Consider the following 18,008-nt stretch of genomic DNA (forward strand, 5'->3'; position numbering starts at 1 on the left):
AAAAGCTTGGATCTACTCACGCGGTGCCACCCTTTTTCACTGTCTGCTTTCACACGACAGCCTTCATTGAAGCTATGCATAACGGGCATATACCGGACAAACCTACTAAATTCAGCCTGCCTATTCAGAAGTGCTGCCCTTTGACGGATTATGCTAGTTCACACCAGCCACTAGCTCTCTTGGATAATCACGAACAAAGGTATGATCTTCATCAACATAGTTATGTTTTGGTTCAATTTTTTATTTATCATAGCAGACTTACAGTCATTGTCAATACGTTTTCTAATAATTTTAGCAAATCCGATTGTTCGGATTTTGCTGTAATCTGCTTCCTTCTGCCTTTTTTGCTATACTGGAAAAAATAATAAATGCGCTGGAGGTATGAAACATGCAATTGGAAACAGCAGCTAAAATGATCGCAGGTGCTTCATCAGTCGCAGTCTTGACAGGAGCTGGGGTATCCACTGCCAGCGGTATTCCTGATTTCCGCTCCACCACTGGTCTTTGGACTGCTGATGAATCCCGGGAATACTATATCTCCAATCACTATTTTTATAAGAATCCAGTAGATTTCTGGCAGAAATACAAGGATATTTTCCGCGTGAAGCTGCTAAAGGATTATGGTCCGAACCATGTACATCGCTATCTCAGAGACTTAGAAGTGAACGGAAAACAAATCGCTGTCATCACCCAGAATGTTGATTGTCTTCATACCCTTGCAGGTAATGAGCATGTCATTGAATACCATGGTACTTTGAATAGTGCCACATGCCCGAACTGCGGCAGGAGCTATGGCTTGCCTTATCTATTGGCAGCTGAAACCCCTGTTTGCGAGAGTTGTGAGCATGTGCTGAAGCCGGATGTTGTTTTGTTTGGTGATCCGATTACCGAGCATGACAGAGCAGAACGGGCGATACAGCAGAGCGAACTCGTTCTTGTATTGGGAACATCCCTGCTCGTCAGTCCATTCAACATGCTTCCTGAATACGCCAGCTCACTTGGAAAGCCATCCATCCTGATCAATCGGGAACCAACAGTCATGGATGAGCTATTTGATATTGTCATTCATGATGATCTTTCCGAAATTGTACAGCAGCTGCAAAAATAGCGAGCCCCCTCAGGGAGCTCGCTATTTTTCATTCGTATTGATAATGGTGAACCGGTTTGGATTGTTTGACTAACAGAACGAATACTACGGCGGCAACAGCAAAGGCCCCTGCAATAGTAAACGCAAACTGTAAGCCAGCTGTCATCGCCTGATCAGCACTCTGGGAAGCTACAGCTTGGCTCCCGCCGCTCATCAAGGTGATGAACAGTGCCGGACCAATTGCCCCAGAGATTTGATTAAAGGCATTCAGAGAAGCACTGCCATGAGAATAGAGCTCTTCCGTCAATTGGTTCAGACCCAATGTCGTCATCGGTGTCAGAATCAGCCCAATTGCGAAAGTAAAGCCAACATACAGCAACGTAAACTGCAGCATTGTCGTTTCAGTTGAAATTGTCGTCATCAACCCGATCATTGCTACTAGAAGTACTGTTCCTGTGATAGCAAATGGCTTAGGTCCGAATCTATCGGAAAGACGGCCAGTAAGCAATGCCATGATTGCAATCATGATACCGCCTGGGAACAGGACAATGCCAGAATCAAAAGCACTGATTCCTAAAGCATCCTGCATGAACACAGGCAAGAGAATCATCGCTGCAAAGAAGCACATCATGACTGTAATGGTCACTAATATTGCCATTAAGAAATTTTTATTTTTGTATGGGCGCAAATCCAGCATCGGCGTCTCCAAATTGAATTGACGATAAGCGAAATATGCAATCGCAGCTAGTCCAATCATTAAAGCGCCTAACACTAACGGACTTGTCCATCCTTCTGCTCCAGCACTGCTGAATCCGATAACGATTGAACCAAAACCGATCACTGCCAGCACGACAGATAGGATATCGATCTTTGTACGCTTCGTCTCCAGCACATTCCGAACATAATAAGCAGCAAAGCCAAGCAAAACAAGTGTCACAGGCAATACGCTGATGAACACAAATCGCCAGGAAGCCTGTTCCACAACAAGACCGGAAAATACAGGACCGATAGCAGGTGCAAACAGTATCACTACCATGAGCAACCCAAGCATTGAACCGCGCTTGGCGAGCGGTGTAATTGTAATAATCACTGTCGTTACAAGCGGGATGATAATCCCTGAACCAGAAGCTTGAATCACACGTCCGAGCAACAGAATTGAAAAGTTAGGAGCAATACCGGCAATCAGCGTTCCTATAAAGAAAAACGATAGTGCAGTAAGCAATAATTGCCGCGTTGTAAAACGCTGCATCAGATAAGCACTGATCGGAATAAGAATACCGATTGTCAGCATATAACCGGTTGAAAGCCAATGAGCAGTCGTCGTTTGGATTCCAAGGGTCTCTTCTATATTGGGCAAAGCGACATTCATCACAGTTTCATTTATCAATGCAATGAAATTCCCCACCATTAAGACAATGATCAACGGAATACGATTTTCCACTTGCACATGCTTGTCAATTGTTTGTGTAGTAGCAGCCATATAGATGCTCCTTTCCATCTGTCAGATTAAGAATCAACTTTTCCCATTATAAGGGTTCTGCTATGAGATTCAAGCATCTTGTTCGTAATAGGCGCATATTATCAAATTAATTAAATTCTGAAAACTAGATACAAAAAGAGACCCTCCATATAGAGCCTCTTGTCATATACTCAGCTATTAAAATATATAAAAAAAAGCATCATCCTGATGGATGATGCTTTTCTCATTACTCGCTCACGTATGGCAATAGAGCCATTTGACGAGAACGTTTGATAGCGATTGTCAATTTACGCTGGTATTTTGCAGAAGTTCCAGTCACACGGCGAGGAAGAATTTTTCCACGCTCGGAGATGAAACGTCTAAGCAAATCAACGTCTTTGTAATCGATGTAAGTGATGCCATTTGCTGTGAAATAACATACTTTTCTGCGCTTAGCGCGACCACGACGTGCTGCCATATCAGATTGCCTCCCTTAAATTAAAATGGTAGATCATCATCGGAAATATCGATCGGTTCACCTTTATCACGGAAAGGATCTTGGTCGTTATTTCGATTATTGTTATTGTTATTGTTGCTATTGAAATTGTTATTATTGTTGTTGAAGTTCGAGTTCTGATTTTGGTATCCAGAAGAACCTTGTCCGCCTCCTTGAGAGCCACCTTTGGTCTCGAGGAATTGCACGCTATCCGCAACAATTTCTGTTACATAAACACGATTACCCTCTTGATTATCGAAGCTTCTCGTTTGGACACGGCCATCTACGCCAACCAGACTTCCTTTGCTCATGAAGTTCGCCAGATTTTCGGCTGGACGTCTCCATACAACACAGTTAATGAAATCTGCCTCACGTTCGCCTGACTGATTAGAGAAAGGACGGTTTACTGCTAAGGTAAAGTTGGCAACTGCCACTCCATTTGGTGTGTAACGCAGGTCCGGATCCTTGGTTAATCTGCCGACAAGTACGACACGATTTAACATCAGAACCCCTCCTTATTTCTCGTCTAGACGAATAGCCATCTGACGAATAATATCATCAGAGAACTTCGCTTGACGGTCGAATTCATTAATAGCAGCTTCTTCGCCGTTTAGATTAATGACATAGTAGTAGCCATCACGGTAATCGTTGATTTCGTAAGCAAGACGTTTCTTGCCTTTCTCGTCAACTTTCACGATTTCCGCACCGTTATCAGTTAGGATTCCGTTGAAACGCTCAACTAGAGCAGTTTTAGCTTCTTCCTCGATATCTGGGCGGACGATGTACATGATTTCGTATTCTCTCATCCGTTTGCACCTCCTTTTGGACTTAACGGCTCTTATCTTTCATAAGAGCAAGGAGTAATCTTAATTACTCACAATGATGAATTATAGCAAATTATCTGCCGTTAAGCAAGCTGTTTCCACATATTTGCAAGATGAGGATCCGACCTTACACGTTGAAACGGAAATGCATGACATCCCCGTCTTTCACCAAATACTCTTTTCCTTCCAAACGAACTTTCCCACGTTCTTTCGCAACACTCATAGAACCCGCATCAACCAGGTCTTCGTAGGAAACTGTTTCCGCACGAATGAATCCTTTTTCAAAGTCACTATGGATGATACCAGCTGCCTGAGGAGCTTTGATACCCATAGGGAACGTCCAAGCACGAACTTCTTGTTCACCAGCCGTGAAGTAAGTTGCAAGCCCAAGAAGGCTGTAAGACGCCTTGATCAGCTGATCCAAACCGGACTCCGGAATACCTAGCTCTTCGAGGAACATTTCTTTTTCCTCTCCTTCGAGCTCTGCAATTTCCGATTCAATCTTCGCACAGACAACAATCACCTGCGCACCTTCGTTTGCAGCGAACTCCTGCACTTTTACAAGATTCTGATTGGCAGAAGGATCTGCTACTTCTTCTTCACTCACGTTAGCAGCATACAAGACTGGTTTGCTTGTCAATAGATGCAAGCCTTTCACAATCTTACTTTGCTCCTCAGTAAATTCCAGCGCTCGTGCTGGCTGTTCGTTCTCTAATCCATCCTTAATTTTGGACAGGATCTCTTGTTCTACAACAGCTTCTTTGTCTTTTTGACGTGCAAGTTTTTCCACACGCTGCAGACGTTTGTTGACAGAATCAAGATCCGCAAAGATCAATTCCAAGTTAATCGTCTCGATATCATCGATAGGATCTACTTTACCGGATACATGCGTAATATTTTCATCATCAAAGCAGCGCACTACGTGAACGATTGCATCCACTTGTCTGATGTGTGATAGGAACTGGTTTCCTAGTCCCTCCCCTTTACTTGCACCTTTTACGATACCAGCGATATCGGTGAACTCAAATGCAGTCGGGATAGTTTTTTTCGGTTTGACCAGTTCAGTCAATTTATTTAAACGTGAATCAGGGACTTCTACGATGCCGACATTCGGATCGATCGTACAGAACGGATAGTTTGCAGATTCCGCTCCCGCCTGTGTGATCGCATTGAACAATGTGGATTTACCGACGTTTGGTAATCCGACAATACCTGCTGTTAAAGCCATGTAATCTTCCACTCCTTAAGTGTCCTGGCCGCTTTTACGTACAGCCGGCCAAAATAGATCTGCTTACTGAACACTCCGCCCAAAGGCAGGGAAGATGGGGCAGTACCGGTAACTGACTTACGATATATCATGCCAGCTTGCCCTTACTTTGTCCAAGTAAACATACGTACTTCTAGAGTACACTATTCTCTATAAAACAGCAAAATTATGTGTAGATTTCTGCCATTTGGATACGCATTTCTTTCTATAATTGATTTTTGTATATAAAAAAAGAAGTCCTTCCGATGACAAGATCGGACAGACTTCTATGTTTCACGTGAAACGCGTATTTTAATTTGTCGGTTCTTCTGCATGCTCCAAAACTTTTTTCATTTTTGTCTCGAATTTTTTTCGAGGAATTAGCACGCTATGACCACAGCCTTCACATTTAATCCGGATATCCATTCCCAACCGGATAATCTTCCACCGATTTTCGCCACACGGATGGGCTTTTTTCATTTGTACCACATCATTAAGCTGATAGACTTTGTCACTCACGAGCATTCCCCCTTACTGCACTTTCCTGCATGAGCTCTTCTGCTTCTTGTTTATTATACATGACCAGCCTTGGAGCTGGAATACTGATATTGCGTTCCAATAGTTTTGTTTTAATACGGTTTCTAGCTTCCCTTGCCACACCAAAATGCTGCATTGGCAAAGTTTCAATGATTGCCCGCAAAACGATGTGAGACGTTGACAAGGTCTCCACACCTAATAGCTGCGGGGTTGATTGTATCTCAGGATATTCAGCAGGCATTTCCAGCAGCACCTGCATGATGACCTCTTCTGCTACTTGCAGATTCGCTTCATACGGTACATTGATGTCCAATACTCCCAGACTGTTGTGGACAGAGAAGTTGGTCACTTGTGTAATATTGCCATTTGGTATGATATGCAGTTCGCCTGTCCAGTTACGAATCTTACATGTCCGCAATCCGATCTCCTCTACATCTCCCCGTACTCCAGCCGTTTGAATATTATCTCCTACAGAAAATTGGTTTTCGAAGATAATGAAGAAGCCGCTGATAACATCCTTCACTAAGTTTTGTGCTCCGAAACCTATTGCTAAACCGGCAACTCCGGCACTTGCAATCAATGCGCCAATGTTTAATCCAAGTTGTGATAACACCATCACAACAGCGGTGAAATACACGACATACGTAATTACATTTTGGATTAGTTTTTTCAGCGTATTTTCGCGGCGTTCTGATACGAGAGGAGCTTTTAATTTCGCCTTTTCCCTAAAGGAATTATGAAAAGTCCTCTCCACTATATTATTGGCTACGCGAGCGACAACCATAGATAATATAATGATCATTACAATCTTTAACACTGCTAATCCAATGGTTGTCCAAAGCTCGGCACTCGTCAAATAATCGTAAATACTGGTCCATTGCTCCTCTACATTCATGAAGTACGTATCTCCTCGTCCAGTTGTTTTCTTTATATATTATCAAATTTCTATTTCATTTTGTATCGATTTAGTATTGGGTATATAAGAATGGCGGAGAGGATGTAAAGATTAGCAAAGCCAAAAATCGGGTACATCAAAGCTATCAAGTCTGTAAAACCAAGCTGTGTGAGCGGCAGCATAAGCAAAACCAGCACAGCTGCTTGCAGCCAAAGCGGTCCCTTCCATTTTGTTCGAAATCGTGAAACAATACCCAGTATTCCCGAGACAGCCGAGGTATAGATAGCAAGCCATAACACAATGCTGATGCCAATAAGTACAATAGAGGGATAGTTTTTCAAAATATAGAACAATGGGATATCATAGTGTGGAATTGCATGACTGATATGCATCAAATCATTATTGTATAAGTACGTAAGCGCACCAATGATTAGCCCGCTGCCGATACTCGCAATCCATAACTCCCCCTTCCCTTTCATTTGCTTCCCGATTGCACCAATTACAGCTACAACAGGAAGGATATTCAGCGCTGTGAATGGGAATGCCGCTTGCCAATTTGCCTGTTCACGCCAATCCTGCAGCAGATTGATTTGTTCATGTCTTGTATAGATGATAAGAACAAGAACAAGGCCTCCGACTAGGATAGGAAGGATATAACTATTCATCGAAACGACACCCTCTACATTGGATGTGAAAATAAGGACAATCATTAACGCAATGAAGAGAATGCCCAGCCAATTCGGAATCTGATACATCGTTCCAGTAGCACCGCCAGCAGCAATCATAACAACAGTAACTGTAAAAAGATAGAAAACAATCAACACATCATAAAATGCAGCCAACCTTCTCCCGACAAGCCGCTCCAGTACCGGAAAGTAATGCGCGCTTCTTTCGGTGAAGCTTATATGCAGAATCACATGACTGCATATCGTAAACAGAACGGTGAAAATGATGATAGCCAGTCCACTTTCATAGCCAAAAAATTGCCAGATCTCTCTTCCTGAAGCATATCCAGCTCCTATTAATGTTGCCAATATCAAAAACATCCATTTCAGCCCTGCAGCCCACATCACAGTCCCTCCAATTTCATATGAACACGTATAGAAAAAGTAGAAAAGCTATATACTATTACCAATATGTGTATGGAGGATAAGCTATGAGCCTGAAGAGAATATTTACGAAAAAAAAGGAGTTCCGCTGCGACTATCAAGACCCCCTTCTTATGAGTAAAGCCTATGAAACAATCAGCTCATGGATTCCTGATGATCGGGAGATAGTCGTCCTTTGCATCGGTACAGATCGTTCAACCGGTGATGCACTAGGACCCATTATTGGTTCATTTCTGACGGAAAAACCATTGAACAGACTTCAGGTTTACGGGACTCTGGAATCTCCTGTGCATGCTGTCAATCTGGTTGAACGTCTGCAAATGATAGAGGAAAAACATCCAAATGCTTATATAATTGCAATTGATGCCTGCTTAGGCAGGACCAGTTCCATCGGTTCTATTATCGTTTCTCCTACACCTCTTCGTCCGGGTGCCGCATTAAAGAAAAATCTCCCAGCAGTTGGGGATGCCCAAATAACTGGAATTGTTAACGCCAGCGGTGATATGGAGTATTTTGTGTTACAAAATACTCGTTTGCATCTTGTCATGCAGTTAGCATACAAAATCAGTGCCCTCTTACTTGCTGTCGATCGCAAACAAGTTCCTTTACTGTCACCCGACATAACAGCTGCCGAAAATTGATATGTTTCACGTGAAACAAACAAAAAAAGCCAAGAGAAGCGTAAGCTCCAATTGGCTTTTATCTATTCAATACATTTAAAATTCTTTCCAAATCTTCATCGGAGAAGAACTGAATCTCTATCTTCCCTTTTCGCTTACCACGATGAATTGTTACATCTGTTCCGAATTGATTCCGCAGCTGGGATTCAGTCTGAACAAGAAATATATCCTTTACAGCTTTCTTTTTCTCTGGTTCTGGAAGATTATTGTTCATCTTGATGATGAGCTGCTCTACTTGCCGGACATTCAGCGATTCGTTGCGTATTTTTTCAACTAGCGGCTGCAATCTCTTTTTATCCTTTAACCCCAATAGAGCGCGCCCGTGACCCATTGATAATTCACCATGATTGATTAAGTCACTAATCTCGGGGGGCAGCGTCAATAAACGAACAAGGTTCGCTATATGAGATCGGCTCTTACCTAAGCGTTTAGCTAAAATCTCCTGCGTGATATCCAATTCCTTCATCAAATTGGAATACGCTTGTGCTTCTTCAATCGGCGTGAGATCTTCCCTCTGAAGGTTTTCCAGCAAGGCAAGCTCCATCATCTTCTCATCATCCAATGACTTGATGATGACAGGTACTTTTTTCAAACCGGCTGCTTTTGCTGCGCGGAATCTTCTTTCTCCCGCTACAATTTCATAGCCTTTTATACTCTTACGGACAATGAGTGGCTGCAGGATGCCATATTCCTGAATTGATTGCGACAATTCCTCAATTGCATCTGCAGAAAAGACTTTGCGCGGTTGATATGGATTCGCCCGGCATTCCTTGATTGCAATTTCTTGAATCTGATCTTCTTCTTTCATTTCCAATTCTGGAAAGAAAGCATTAAGACCTTTCCCCAACCCTTTGGCCATGCGCCATCACTTCCTTTGCTAAGTCTAAATAAACTTCTGCACCACGCGACTTCGGATCGTAAATAATGATTGGCTGACCATAACTAGGTGCTTCCCCCAACCGGACATTTCTTGGAATGATCGACTGGTACACTTTATCTTGAAAATATTTCTTTACTTCTTCAATAACTTGAATACCAAGATTCGTACGGGCATCCAGCATTGTCAGCAATACTCCTTCAATCATTAGATGCTTATTCAAATGTTTTTGTACAAGGCGAATCGTATTCAATAGCTGACTTAGCCCTTCTAATGCATAATACTCACATTGAACTGGGATAAGGACAGTATCTGCCGCTGTCAGCGAATTCAAAGTCAACAATCCTAAAGAAGGCGGACAATCGATGATGACATAATCATAATTGTCTTTCACACTATCAATAGCCTTTTTCAGACGGACTTCCCTTGAGATCGTAGGCACTAGCTCGATCTCGGCTCCTGCAAGCTGAATAGTAGCCGGAATGACATCCAAATTATCAACAGCTGTTGATACAAGGACGTTTTCGGCTTCCATATCTTCGACTAGGACGTTATATACACAATTTTCGACATCTGCTTTGTTTACACCAACACCGCTTGTAGCATTTCCTTGCGGATCAATGTCTACTAGCAAAACTTTATTTCCTAAAAAAGCCAGGCAAGCACTCAAATTGACGCTAGAGGTTGTTTTCCCTACTCCGCCCTTTTGATTTGCTATTGCGATTACTTTGCCCATGGTGTCACCTACCTCAAACTCAATACATTTATTCTATCATTTTTTCATAGAAACCGACGGATAAATTCAAGATTTTGAAAAGTTAGCTCCCTTTTCCTATATAAAAACCCATCTTTCAGCAAGATGGGGATATTATTAGAGCTTTATTCAGGATTTTTTCGGGATTTTAATCGTAATTTGATAATAATCGTCCTTATCTTCTTCCTCTGTTTCCAAGTTGATACCGGTATCGGAAACCATGGAAAGTGATTGACGGATTGTATTCATGGCAATGCGCATATCCTTATTGATACCCTTCAGCTTCGGACGCTTCTTTTTCGGCTGGGCATTTAAAATACGAGCAATGCGTGCTTCTGTCTCTTTTACATTCAATTCTTTATCTATAATTTCCTGCAAAATCAACTCTTGTTTTTCTGCATCTTTAAGAGCTATGAGCGCACGAGCATGCCGTTCTGTAATTTTCTTTGCCAATAACGCTTGTTGTACAGATTCTGGAAGCTTTAACAAGCGCATCTTATTAGCAATGGTAGATTGGCTTTTTCCGAGACGCTGCGCCAGTGCTTCCTGAGTCAAAGAATGCAGCTCCAATAAACGCTCATATGCAAGAGCTTCTTCGATAACAGTCAACTCTTCACGCTGCAGGTTTTCTATCAGTGCTACAGAGGCCGTCTCTGTATCCGACATTTCACGGATGATGGCAGGCACTGTTTCCCATTCTAAGGACTGCACTGCACGCCAGCGACGCTCTCCTGCAATCAATTCATAGCTGCCCTCAGAATTTTTCCGTACAACTATTGGCTGGATGATGCCATGTGTGCGGATCGTCTGTGCAAGCTCTTTGATTTTATCCTCTTGGAAAACAGTTCTTGGTTGGTATTGGTTCGGGACAATATCCTGTACCCGAAGGTTTACTACTTCATCCTGATGCGCATCATTTTCCGTTTCTGCTGAATCCGATTTATCACCTAGCCCAAAAATACGGCTGAAAGGGTGTAACATCCTCAGACACCACCTTTTTTTACAATCCTAATCTAGCAAGCAGGTACATAAGGAATAGTAAATGTTTCACGTGAAACATGTATAAAAAGGCGCAGCAGTTCTACAGTAGAAGCTGCTGCGCTTACATAAGCCGAGCCAGTTCCTTATCTACTATTTTATCATAGATTGGTTGAGAATGGTAAGCTTGTATGGTACTTCATTCACTATTTTTCTTTTGTATTAAACGATCGGCTCGCGGTTTGGAACTCCAGCTTTACGAGGGTATTTCTTCGGTGTCTTTCGACGTTTGGCGATGATGGCGATATTCCTTTCTCCACCCTCTTCTGGCAAGTCGAAAGTGAAGCTTTCCACCAATTCACCGCCCAGCAATTGAATTGCTGGTTCTGCCTCCCGAAGTTCCGTTTCCAAATTAGGTCCTTTCATGGCAATAAAATGACCTTTAGTCCGGCAAAGCGGCAGACACAACTCTGACAGTACGGACATCCGAGCTACTGCTCTCGCCGTGACCAAATCATAGGATTCACGGAAGGATTCATTTTTCCCGAAATTCTCTGCTCGGTCATGATAAAAAGCGACATTGGATAAGCCAAGCTTCGTTGCAAGCTCGTTAAGGAAAGTAATTCTCTTCTTCAAGGAGTCAACAATTGTCACTTTCAGCTCTGGAAAAACAATTTTCAGCGGGATAGATGGAAACCCAGCTCCTGCTCCAACATCACAAATACTTTCATCTCCTTTAAAATCAAAGAAGAAAGCAGCAGAAATCGAATCGTAGAAGTGCTTTAAATACACTTCCCCTTTTTCTGTAATTGCTGTTAAGTTCATCTTTTCATTCCACTCCACCAATAGATGGAAATAATCCTCCAGCTGCTTTAGCTGCTTCTCGGATAATGTGATTCCTTGCTCATCCAATTGTTGTAGAAAATCTGCTTGGTTCATCCTGTACCTCTTTTCGACAGATTATTGATTTGCTGCTTTCACGTGTCCACCTTGTTCGATAAATACGAGCAGGATGGAAACATCGGCTGGGTTTACACCGGAAATACGGGATGCCTGGCCAACAGATAGCGGACGGACTTTTTTCAGTTTTTCGCGTGCTTCTGTTGCAAGTCCGCTGACATCATCGTAATTTATTGTATCTGGTATTTTTTTATCTTCCATACGCTTCATCCGTTCCACTTGCTGCATGGATTTCGCGATATAGCCTTCATACTTCGTTTGAATCTCAACTTGCTCTTTTACGTCAGCAGGCAGCTCTTTGTCTGCAGGAACGATTTTCTCCAGCAAGCTGTATTTGATTTCAGGACGCTTCAAAAGATCAGATGCACGCTGTGCTTCTTTCATGACAGATCCGACTTCGTCCATCAGCTCAAGCACATGCGGTTCTGTTTTAATGATGATCCCTGATAAACGATTTCGTTCTTCTTCAATCAGGCGTTTTTTCTCCAGGAAGCGCGCATAGCGTTCTTCGCTGATCATACCGATTTGATGTCCAATTTCAGTCAAACGCATATCTGCATTATCATGACGAAGCAGCAAACGGTATTCTGCACGTGATGTTAGCAGACGGTAAGGTTCATTTGTACCTTTTGTAACCAAGTCATCGATCATAACACCGATGTAAGCTTGGGAACGATCAAGAATCACAGGATCTTTGCCGAGTGCTTTTGCAGCAGCATTGATACCAGCCATGATTCCTTGACCGGATGCTTCTTCATAACCGGATGTTCCATTGATTTGACCCGCTGTGTAAAGACCAGGAATTTTTTTCGTTTCCAAAGTTGGCCATAGCTGTGTCGGAACCATTGCATCATACTCGATTGCATAGCCGGCACGCATGATTTCAGCGTTTTCCAAACCAGGGATCGTTTGAAGCATTTCTTTTTGGACGTATTCCGGCAAGGAAGTAGACAGTCCTTGTACATATACTTCCTCTGTGTTGCGTCCTTCTGGCTCCAAGAAGATCTGGTGGCGCGGTTTATCGTTGAAACGGACAACTTTATCTTCAATAGAAGGACAGTAACGCGGTCCTGTTCCTTTGATCATACCGGAATACATAGCAGATAGACCTAGGTTTTCATTGATGATATTATGTGTGAATTCATTAGTGTACGTCAGCCAGCAAGGGATCTGATCGGTAATGAATTCAGTTGTTTCATAAGAGAACGCAAGCGGTTCTTCGTCTCCTGGCTGAATTTCTGTTTTGGAATAATCGATGGAACGGCTGTTTACACGTGGCGGTGTGCCAGTTTTGAACCGTACCATTTCCAAGCCAAGTTCTTCAAGATGCTCTGACAACGTAACGGATGCACGCTGGTTGTTCGGGCCGCTTTCATAAGAAACATCTCCGATGATGACGCGTCCGCGCATGAATGTTCCAGTCGTGATAACGACTGTCTTTGCGTAATACGCCGCTTTCGTTTCTGTGATGACACCTTTGCAGACACCATCTTCAATGATCAAACGGTCAACCATCGCTTGACGCATCGTCAGGTTTTCTTGGCTTTCCAATGTTTTCTTCATTTCAGTGATATATAGCGGTTTATCCGCTTGAGCTCGCAAAGCACGTACGGCAGGACCTTTTCCTGTGTTGAGCATACGCATTTGAATATACGTTTTATCAATAACTTTACCCATCACGCCGCCAAGTGCATCGATTTCGCGCACTACCACACCTTTTGCAGGTCCGCCGACGGATGGATTACATGGCATGAATCCTGTCATGTCAAGGTTCATGGACAGCATTAGAGTATTAGCACCCATTTTTGCTGCTGCCACACCAGCTTCACAGCCAGCATGTCCTGCACCTATGACGATGACATCATAATGCCCAGCATCGTATGTCATGTTCATTCTCTCCTTTTTTTATTTTCCTAAGCAAAACTGTGAAAACAGTTGGTCGATTAAGCTTTCATGCACGGTATCTCCGATGATTTCACCGAGCAATTCCCATGTTCTTGTCACATCTATTTGGACAATATCCATCGGCATTTGCATTTCGATGCCATTCATCGCTTCCCGAAGTGATGACAATGCCTGCTTCAAAAGCTGGATATGTCTTACATTCGATATATAACTCAAGTCGCCGCCATCGATTTCCCCTGCAAAGAAGGTATCTTTGATAGCAAGCTCCAATTCGTCGATTCCTTTTTCTTCAATCAATGCAGTCGTAATGACCGGACGGTCTCCTGCCAGCTGACGAACTTCTTCCAGATCGATTTGCTGGGAGAGATCCGTTTTGTTGACGATGACAATCACATCTAGACCGGCAACAGCTTCGAATAAGTTACGATCCTCGTCAGACACAGCTTCTCCATAGTTCAGCACAAGCAAAATAAGGTCACTTTGCTTTAGAACCTGACGTGAGCGCTCTACACCGATTCGTTCCACGATATCCTCTGTTTCACGGATTCCTGCTGTATCAACCAGCTTCAATGGAACGCCGCGTACATTGACGTATTCTTCAATGATATCTCGCGTCGTACCGGCGATTTCTGTAACAATGGCTTTATTTTCATGCACTAGTGCATTCATCAAAGAAGATTTTCCAACGTTCGGACGGCCGATAATTGCTGTAGCCAACCCCTCCCGCAGGATTTTTCCTTGCTTCGCCATTTCGAGCAGCTTCTCTATCTCTTCATACACATATTGTGTTTTTTCAATCATCATATTGTGGGACATCTCTTCCACATCATCATACTCGGGATAATCAATGTTCACTTCAACATGCGCTACTGTTTCCAATAATTCCTGGCGCAGCTTCTGGATCAAACGGGATAGTCTGCCCTCCATCTGATTGAGAGCAACGTTCATTGCCCGATCAGTTTTCGCTCGGATCAAATCCATGACAGCTTCTGCTTGAGAAAGGTCGATGCGTCCATTAAGAAAGGCTCTCTTAGTGAACTCCCCTGGCTCTGCCAGACGGGCACCTTCCTGCAATGCTAGTTCCAGGACACGATTCACGGATACTAGACCACCGTGGCAATTTATTTCAACGACATCTTCCCGTGTGAATGTTTTCGGTGCCTTCATAACAGACACCATCACTTCCTCTGCAACCTCGCCGGTTTCCGGGTCGATGAGTTTACCATAATGAATTGTATGACTTGGTACATCAGTCAGTTTTTTTCCATCAAAAAGTTTAGCAGCAATCTCCACTGCTTCAGCACCACTAAGACGAACAATGGCTATCGCTCCTTCTCCAACAGGAGTCGATATCGCAGCTATTGTATCATTCTGCATTTCTTCACCTCTTTCTATCTTTTTTTATCTATTTATCCACAGCATATAGCTATGATTAAGTTTATACTCACTAACTTATAAGAATAGCACAGGTGTCTATCAAAAAGAAAGATATCCACATGAAAATTTAGTGGCAGATGCTAGCTTCGGTTTATCCACATGTGAATAGAGAGCATAAAAAAAGTCTTGGCATCATTGCCAAGACTTTTCCTTAACTGGTTGGATGACGATATACCTGTTCGGTTCCTTACCTTTCGAAACGGTTTCGACACCCTTTTGTTTTTGAGCTGTCGCATGGATGATTTTCCGTTCGCTAGCCGGCATTGGATCAAGAGGAATTGCTTTTTGCAGCGCCAATGCCTTACTGACAGCCTGGACAGCTAGCATTTCAAGCGTTTCCCGTCTTCTTGACCGATATCCTTCCGCATCGACGGTAACGGTAAAATGATATGCTTTTTGCTGATGCAGAAATTGTTCGACAAGCTGTTCCAGCGCATTGAGCGTTTGTCCCCTTTTTCCAATCAACATGCCGAGATTTTCTCCGCTCAGTGTAAACATCACATGCTTTTTCTTCCGGGCCGTGATCTCCACCTCTGTACCTGGGCGCAGATGCTGGATGACACTTTCCAAATATTCTTTTGCTGCTTGTACGTTATCAGTCTTCACGACCACTTTAATTACTGCCGGTTTGGCACCGAACAGATTGAGGAAGCCTTTGCTTCCTTCATCTATTATAGTGACTTCGACTGCTTCCTTAGAAACACGTAACTGCTGTAAAGCTGATTGAATCGCATCATCTACTGTTTTGCCGCGAGCAGTCAGCTGTTTCATTATTTCTTGCTGTCTGCTTGTGCTTTGTTTTTCGACATCATTGGTTTATTGATAAGCAATGTCTGTGCCACCATGAAGATGTTTCCGACTACCCAATACAATGCCAAAGCTGATGGAAGGAATAGCGCAAATACAGTAATCATGACTGGCATGATATAAAGCATCATCGTCATTTGCGGATTAGCTGCCATTGCTGTATTTCCTGCCATCATCAATTTCTGCTGCAGGAATGTTGCAAGACCTGCTACGATTGGCAGAATGAAGTATGGATCCGGGGATCCAAGCTGTACCCAAAGGAAGTTATGTTCCTTGATTGCTTCTGTACGGCTGATTGCTTGATAGAAAGCAAGCAAAATTGGCATCTGTACGATGATCGGCAGACATCCTGCCAAAGGATTTACACCGTGACGCTGGAAGAGCTGCATCGTTTCCTGCTGTAGTTTCTGTTGCGTGTTTGCATCTTTGGAGCTGTATTTCTTCTGAAGTTCCTTTAATTCAGGCTGAACTTCCTGCATTGCCCGAGAGCTCCGCAGCTGCTTGATGTTCAATGGCAGCAATACCAATCGGATGATCACTGTTACGATGATGATCCCAAGACCAAAGTTCTCACCTGTAAGATCTGCGAAATATGCAATCAACCAAGATAGCGGGTAGATGAAATACTGATTCCAGAACCCGGTACTTTCCGAAGTGATTGGATCGGTGTTCGGCGCACAGCCTGCTAGGGCAGCGACGAGCAGCACGAGTGCCAATACTATTAAAACTTTTTTACGCACCATGTTTCCTCCTTAACTTCCTTGCATAAGACTTTCCCTATTGCTTCTCTTTATTGTTTTTTCTGTTTGGCTGTTTCAGCAGATGTGATTTCCATAGCACGTGGATCAAGCTCTTTTTCAAATCCTGGTAAGCCATATCCTTCGCTGGCTGCCTGGCAATGACAATGAAATCATAGCCCGGAGCAACCTGCTCGTCCAGTTCATGAAAGGCTTGTCTCAAGTAGCGCTTAATCTTGTTCCGCATAACAGCGTTTCCAAGTTTCTTGCTGACAGACAGTCCGATACGGAAATGCGCATCCGATGTTTCCTGCTTCTTATAATATAGAACGAGCTGACGGTTCGCAAAGGAGCTTCCCTTTTGGAATACTTCCTGGAATGCCTCATTCTTTTTAATTCGATATTCTTTCTTCATAGAGGGTCCCCTCAAGCATGCCTATTTGCAGAAATAGTCTTTAATTTGAAAGAAGGAGAATAAACGCGGCATTTAAGCTTGTAGTTTATTCTCCTTCTCTACTCATGTAAAAGCACAGCTTTTTGCTGTGTCAGTACACCGTTCAAGTATATAAAGTCAAAAAGACCACTACTTCAAGTGGTCTTATGCAGACAATACTTTTCTTCCTTTACGACGACGACGAGCTAGAACTTTACGTCCGTTTTTTGTGCTCATACGCTCACGGAAGCCGTGTACTTTTTTTCTTTTACGGTTATTAGGTTGAAATGTACGTTTCATATATAAAACACCTCCCTCGAGGATATATAAAAATAATGCGAAAGGTCATAGACAGTCTTGAACATTATACGTAAAGAATGGCAGACATGTCAACCTATCATTTTTTGCGGGATCCTCTCTTTCTTTTATCCACAGCCCATGTTAACCTAGTAACCCTGTGCATAACTTTTTCCACACAAGTTTTCGACAACTTACACACATAACCGCATGCTGTGGATATATTTTGTCTACAATCGCCGGCATTTGTGGATAAGTGTCGATTAAGCATTGCAAGACAAGGATTATTCTGGTATCATATCTGTGTTTTACTGATTGGATAACCACATCACCAAAATTCATTATCCACAGATTGTGGATAAGCTGTGGACATCTATTCACAGGGCTGTAGATGCAGTTATCAACAGCAGCGTGGACAACTGAAGAAGTAGCTTCATTGCCCTTTATTATGCGGATTTTCTATCCACATCCATATATGTATGTGCACGGC

Annotated in this window: 20 protein-coding genes and 1 other annotated feature (1 of these 21 cut by a window edge); of the genes, 2 read left to right on the forward strand and 18 right to left on the reverse strand. The window is 43.0% G+C overall.

Annotation, left to right across the window (positions count from 1 at the left end; all coding sequences use genetic code 11):
• Window positions 1–224, reverse strand: a binding site (T-box leader); it reaches 10 nt to the left of the window's first position.
• A 164-nt stretch (window positions 225–388) separates the two neighbouring features.
• Window positions 389–1,108 carry an NAD-dependent protein deacylase gene (locus ABXS78_RS17740; RefSeq protein ID WP_366248352.1) on the forward strand — a complete coding sequence of 240 codons (720 nt, stop codon included), beginning with the start codon at window positions 389–391 and terminating at the stop codon, window positions 1,106–1,108.
• A 28-nt stretch (window positions 1,109–1,136) separates the two neighbouring features.
• On the opposite strand, the gene ABXS78_RS17745 is transcribed toward ABXS78_RS17740, so the two are convergent.
• The 8 genes from ABXS78_RS17745 to ABXS78_RS17780 all read right to left on the reverse strand — a co-directional run bounded on the left by ABXS78_RS17745 (window position 1,137) and on the right by ABXS78_RS17780 (window position 7,614).
• Entirely contained in the window at window positions 1,137–2,567 is a 1,431-nt protein-coding gene (locus ABXS78_RS17745; protein WP_366248353.1) for a DHA2 family efflux MFS transporter permease subunit, read from the reverse strand.
• A gap of 226 nt (window positions 2,568–2,793) precedes the next feature.
• Complete coding sequence (rpsR, locus tag ABXS78_RS17750) at window positions 2,794–3,024, reverse strand: 30S ribosomal protein S18 (RefSeq protein ID WP_038562624.1); 231 nt, start codon at window positions 3,022–3,024, stop codon at window positions 2,794–2,796.
• Between the two features lie 20 nt (window positions 3,025–3,044).
• Window positions 3,045–3,545, reverse strand: a complete 501-nt coding sequence (gene ssb, locus ABXS78_RS17755) for a single-stranded DNA-binding protein (RefSeq protein ID WP_366248354.1) — start codon at window positions 3,543–3,545, stop codon at window positions 3,045–3,047.
• 12 nt (window positions 3,546–3,557) lie between these two features.
• Complete coding sequence (gene rpsF / locus ABXS78_RS17760) at window positions 3,558–3,848, reverse strand: 30S ribosomal protein S6 (protein WP_366248355.1); 291 nt, start codon at window positions 3,846–3,848, stop codon at window positions 3,558–3,560.
• Window positions 3,849–3,993: 145 nt separating this feature from the next.
• A complete protein-coding gene (ychF, locus tag ABXS78_RS17765; RefSeq protein WP_095222057.1) occupies window positions 3,994–5,094 on the reverse strand; it encodes a redox-regulated ATPase YchF in 1,101 nt (366 codons plus the stop codon).
• Between the two features lie 330 nt (window positions 5,095–5,424).
• Window positions 5,425–5,631 carry a DUF951 domain-containing protein gene (locus tag ABXS78_RS17770; RefSeq protein WP_093726332.1) on the reverse strand — a complete coding sequence of 69 codons (207 nt, stop codon included), beginning with the start codon at window positions 5,629–5,631 and terminating at the stop codon, window positions 5,425–5,427.
• On the reverse strand, window positions 5,624–6,544 hold the full coding sequence (locus ABXS78_RS17775; protein WP_366248356.1) for a mechanosensitive ion channel family protein: 921 nt from the start codon (window positions 6,542–6,544) through the stop codon (window positions 5,624–5,626). Before ABXS78_RS17775 ends, ABXS78_RS17770 begins: the two co-directional genes overlap by 8 nt.
• A 50-nt stretch (window positions 6,545–6,594) precedes the next feature.
• Complete coding sequence (locus ABXS78_RS17780; RefSeq protein ID WP_366248357.1) at window positions 6,595–7,614, reverse strand: hypothetical protein; 1,020 nt, start codon at window positions 7,612–7,614, stop codon at window positions 6,595–6,597.
• Window positions 7,615–7,700: 86 nt separating this feature from the next.
• Between ABXS78_RS17780 and yyaC the strand changes: the two genes are divergently transcribed.
• A complete protein-coding gene (gene yyaC, locus ABXS78_RS17785; RefSeq protein WP_366248358.1) occupies window positions 7,701–8,294 on the forward strand; it encodes a spore protease YyaC in 594 nt (197 codons plus the stop codon).
• Between the two features lie 58 nt (window positions 8,295–8,352).
• On the opposite strand, the gene ABXS78_RS17790 is transcribed toward yyaC, so the two are convergent.
• The 10 genes from ABXS78_RS17790 to rpmH form a co-directional block, all read right to left on the reverse strand.
• On the reverse strand, window positions 8,353–9,192 hold the full coding sequence (locus ABXS78_RS17790; RefSeq protein ID WP_095222065.1) for a ParB/RepB/Spo0J family partition protein: 840 nt from the start codon (window positions 9,190–9,192) through the stop codon (window positions 8,353–8,355).
• Complete coding sequence (locus ABXS78_RS17795) at window positions 9,164–9,946, reverse strand: AAA family ATPase (protein ID WP_095222066.1); 783 nt, start codon at window positions 9,944–9,946, stop codon at window positions 9,164–9,166. Before ABXS78_RS17795 ends, ABXS78_RS17790 begins: the two co-directional genes overlap by 29 nt.
• A 147-nt stretch (window positions 9,947–10,093) precedes the next feature.
• Complete coding sequence (noc, locus tag ABXS78_RS17800; RefSeq protein ID WP_366248359.1) at window positions 10,094–10,945, reverse strand: nucleoid occlusion protein; 852 nt, start codon at window positions 10,943–10,945, stop codon at window positions 10,094–10,096.
• A 219-nt stretch (window positions 10,946–11,164) separates the two neighbouring features.
• Window positions 11,165–11,881 carry a 16S rRNA (guanine(527)-N(7))-methyltransferase RsmG gene (gene rsmG / locus ABXS78_RS17805; protein WP_095222069.1) on the reverse strand — a complete coding sequence of 239 codons (717 nt, stop codon included), beginning with the start codon at window positions 11,879–11,881 and terminating at the stop codon, window positions 11,165–11,167.
• A gap of 21 nt (window positions 11,882–11,902) precedes the next feature.
• Window positions 11,903–13,789: a tRNA uridine-5-carboxymethylaminomethyl(34) synthesis enzyme MnmG gene (gene mnmG, locus ABXS78_RS17810; protein WP_366248360.1), complete on the reverse strand. Its 1,887-nt coding sequence runs from the start codon at window positions 13,787–13,789 to the stop codon at window positions 11,903–11,905.
• 18 nt (window positions 13,790–13,807) lie between these two features.
• Window positions 13,808–15,184, reverse strand: a complete 1,377-nt coding sequence (gene mnmE, locus ABXS78_RS17815) for a tRNA uridine-5-carboxymethylaminomethyl(34) synthesis GTPase MnmE (protein WP_366248361.1) — start codon at window positions 15,182–15,184, stop codon at window positions 13,808–13,810.
• Between the two features lie 192 nt (window positions 15,185–15,376).
• Window positions 15,377–16,015 (reverse strand): RNA-binding cell elongation regulator Jag/EloR, encoded by a 639-nt coding sequence (jag, locus tag ABXS78_RS17820; protein ID WP_366248362.1) that lies wholly within the window; start codon window positions 16,013–16,015, stop codon window positions 15,377–15,379.
• Complete coding sequence (gene spoIIIJ / locus ABXS78_RS17825) at window positions 16,015–16,791, reverse strand: YidC family membrane integrase SpoIIIJ (protein WP_366249980.1); 777 nt, start codon at window positions 16,789–16,791, stop codon at window positions 16,015–16,017. Before spoIIIJ ends, jag begins: the two co-directional genes overlap by 1 nt.
• Window positions 16,792–16,828: 37 nt before the next feature.
• Window positions 16,829–17,203: a ribonuclease P protein component gene (rnpA, locus tag ABXS78_RS17830; RefSeq protein ID WP_366248363.1), complete on the reverse strand. Its 375-nt coding sequence runs from the start codon at window positions 17,201–17,203 to the stop codon at window positions 16,829–16,831.
• Window positions 17,204–17,386: 183 nt separating this feature from the next.
• Window positions 17,387–17,521, reverse strand: coding sequence for a 50S ribosomal protein L34 (rpmH, locus tag ABXS78_RS17835; RefSeq protein ID WP_093726343.1), 135 nt, complete (start codon window positions 17,519–17,521; stop codon window positions 17,387–17,389).
• Window positions 17,522–18,008 lie beyond the last annotated feature (487 nt).

Source organism: Terribacillus aidingensis (genome assembly GCF_040703035.1).
Classification (GTDB): domain Bacteria; phylum Bacillota; class Bacilli; order Bacillales; family Amphibacillaceae; genus Terribacillus.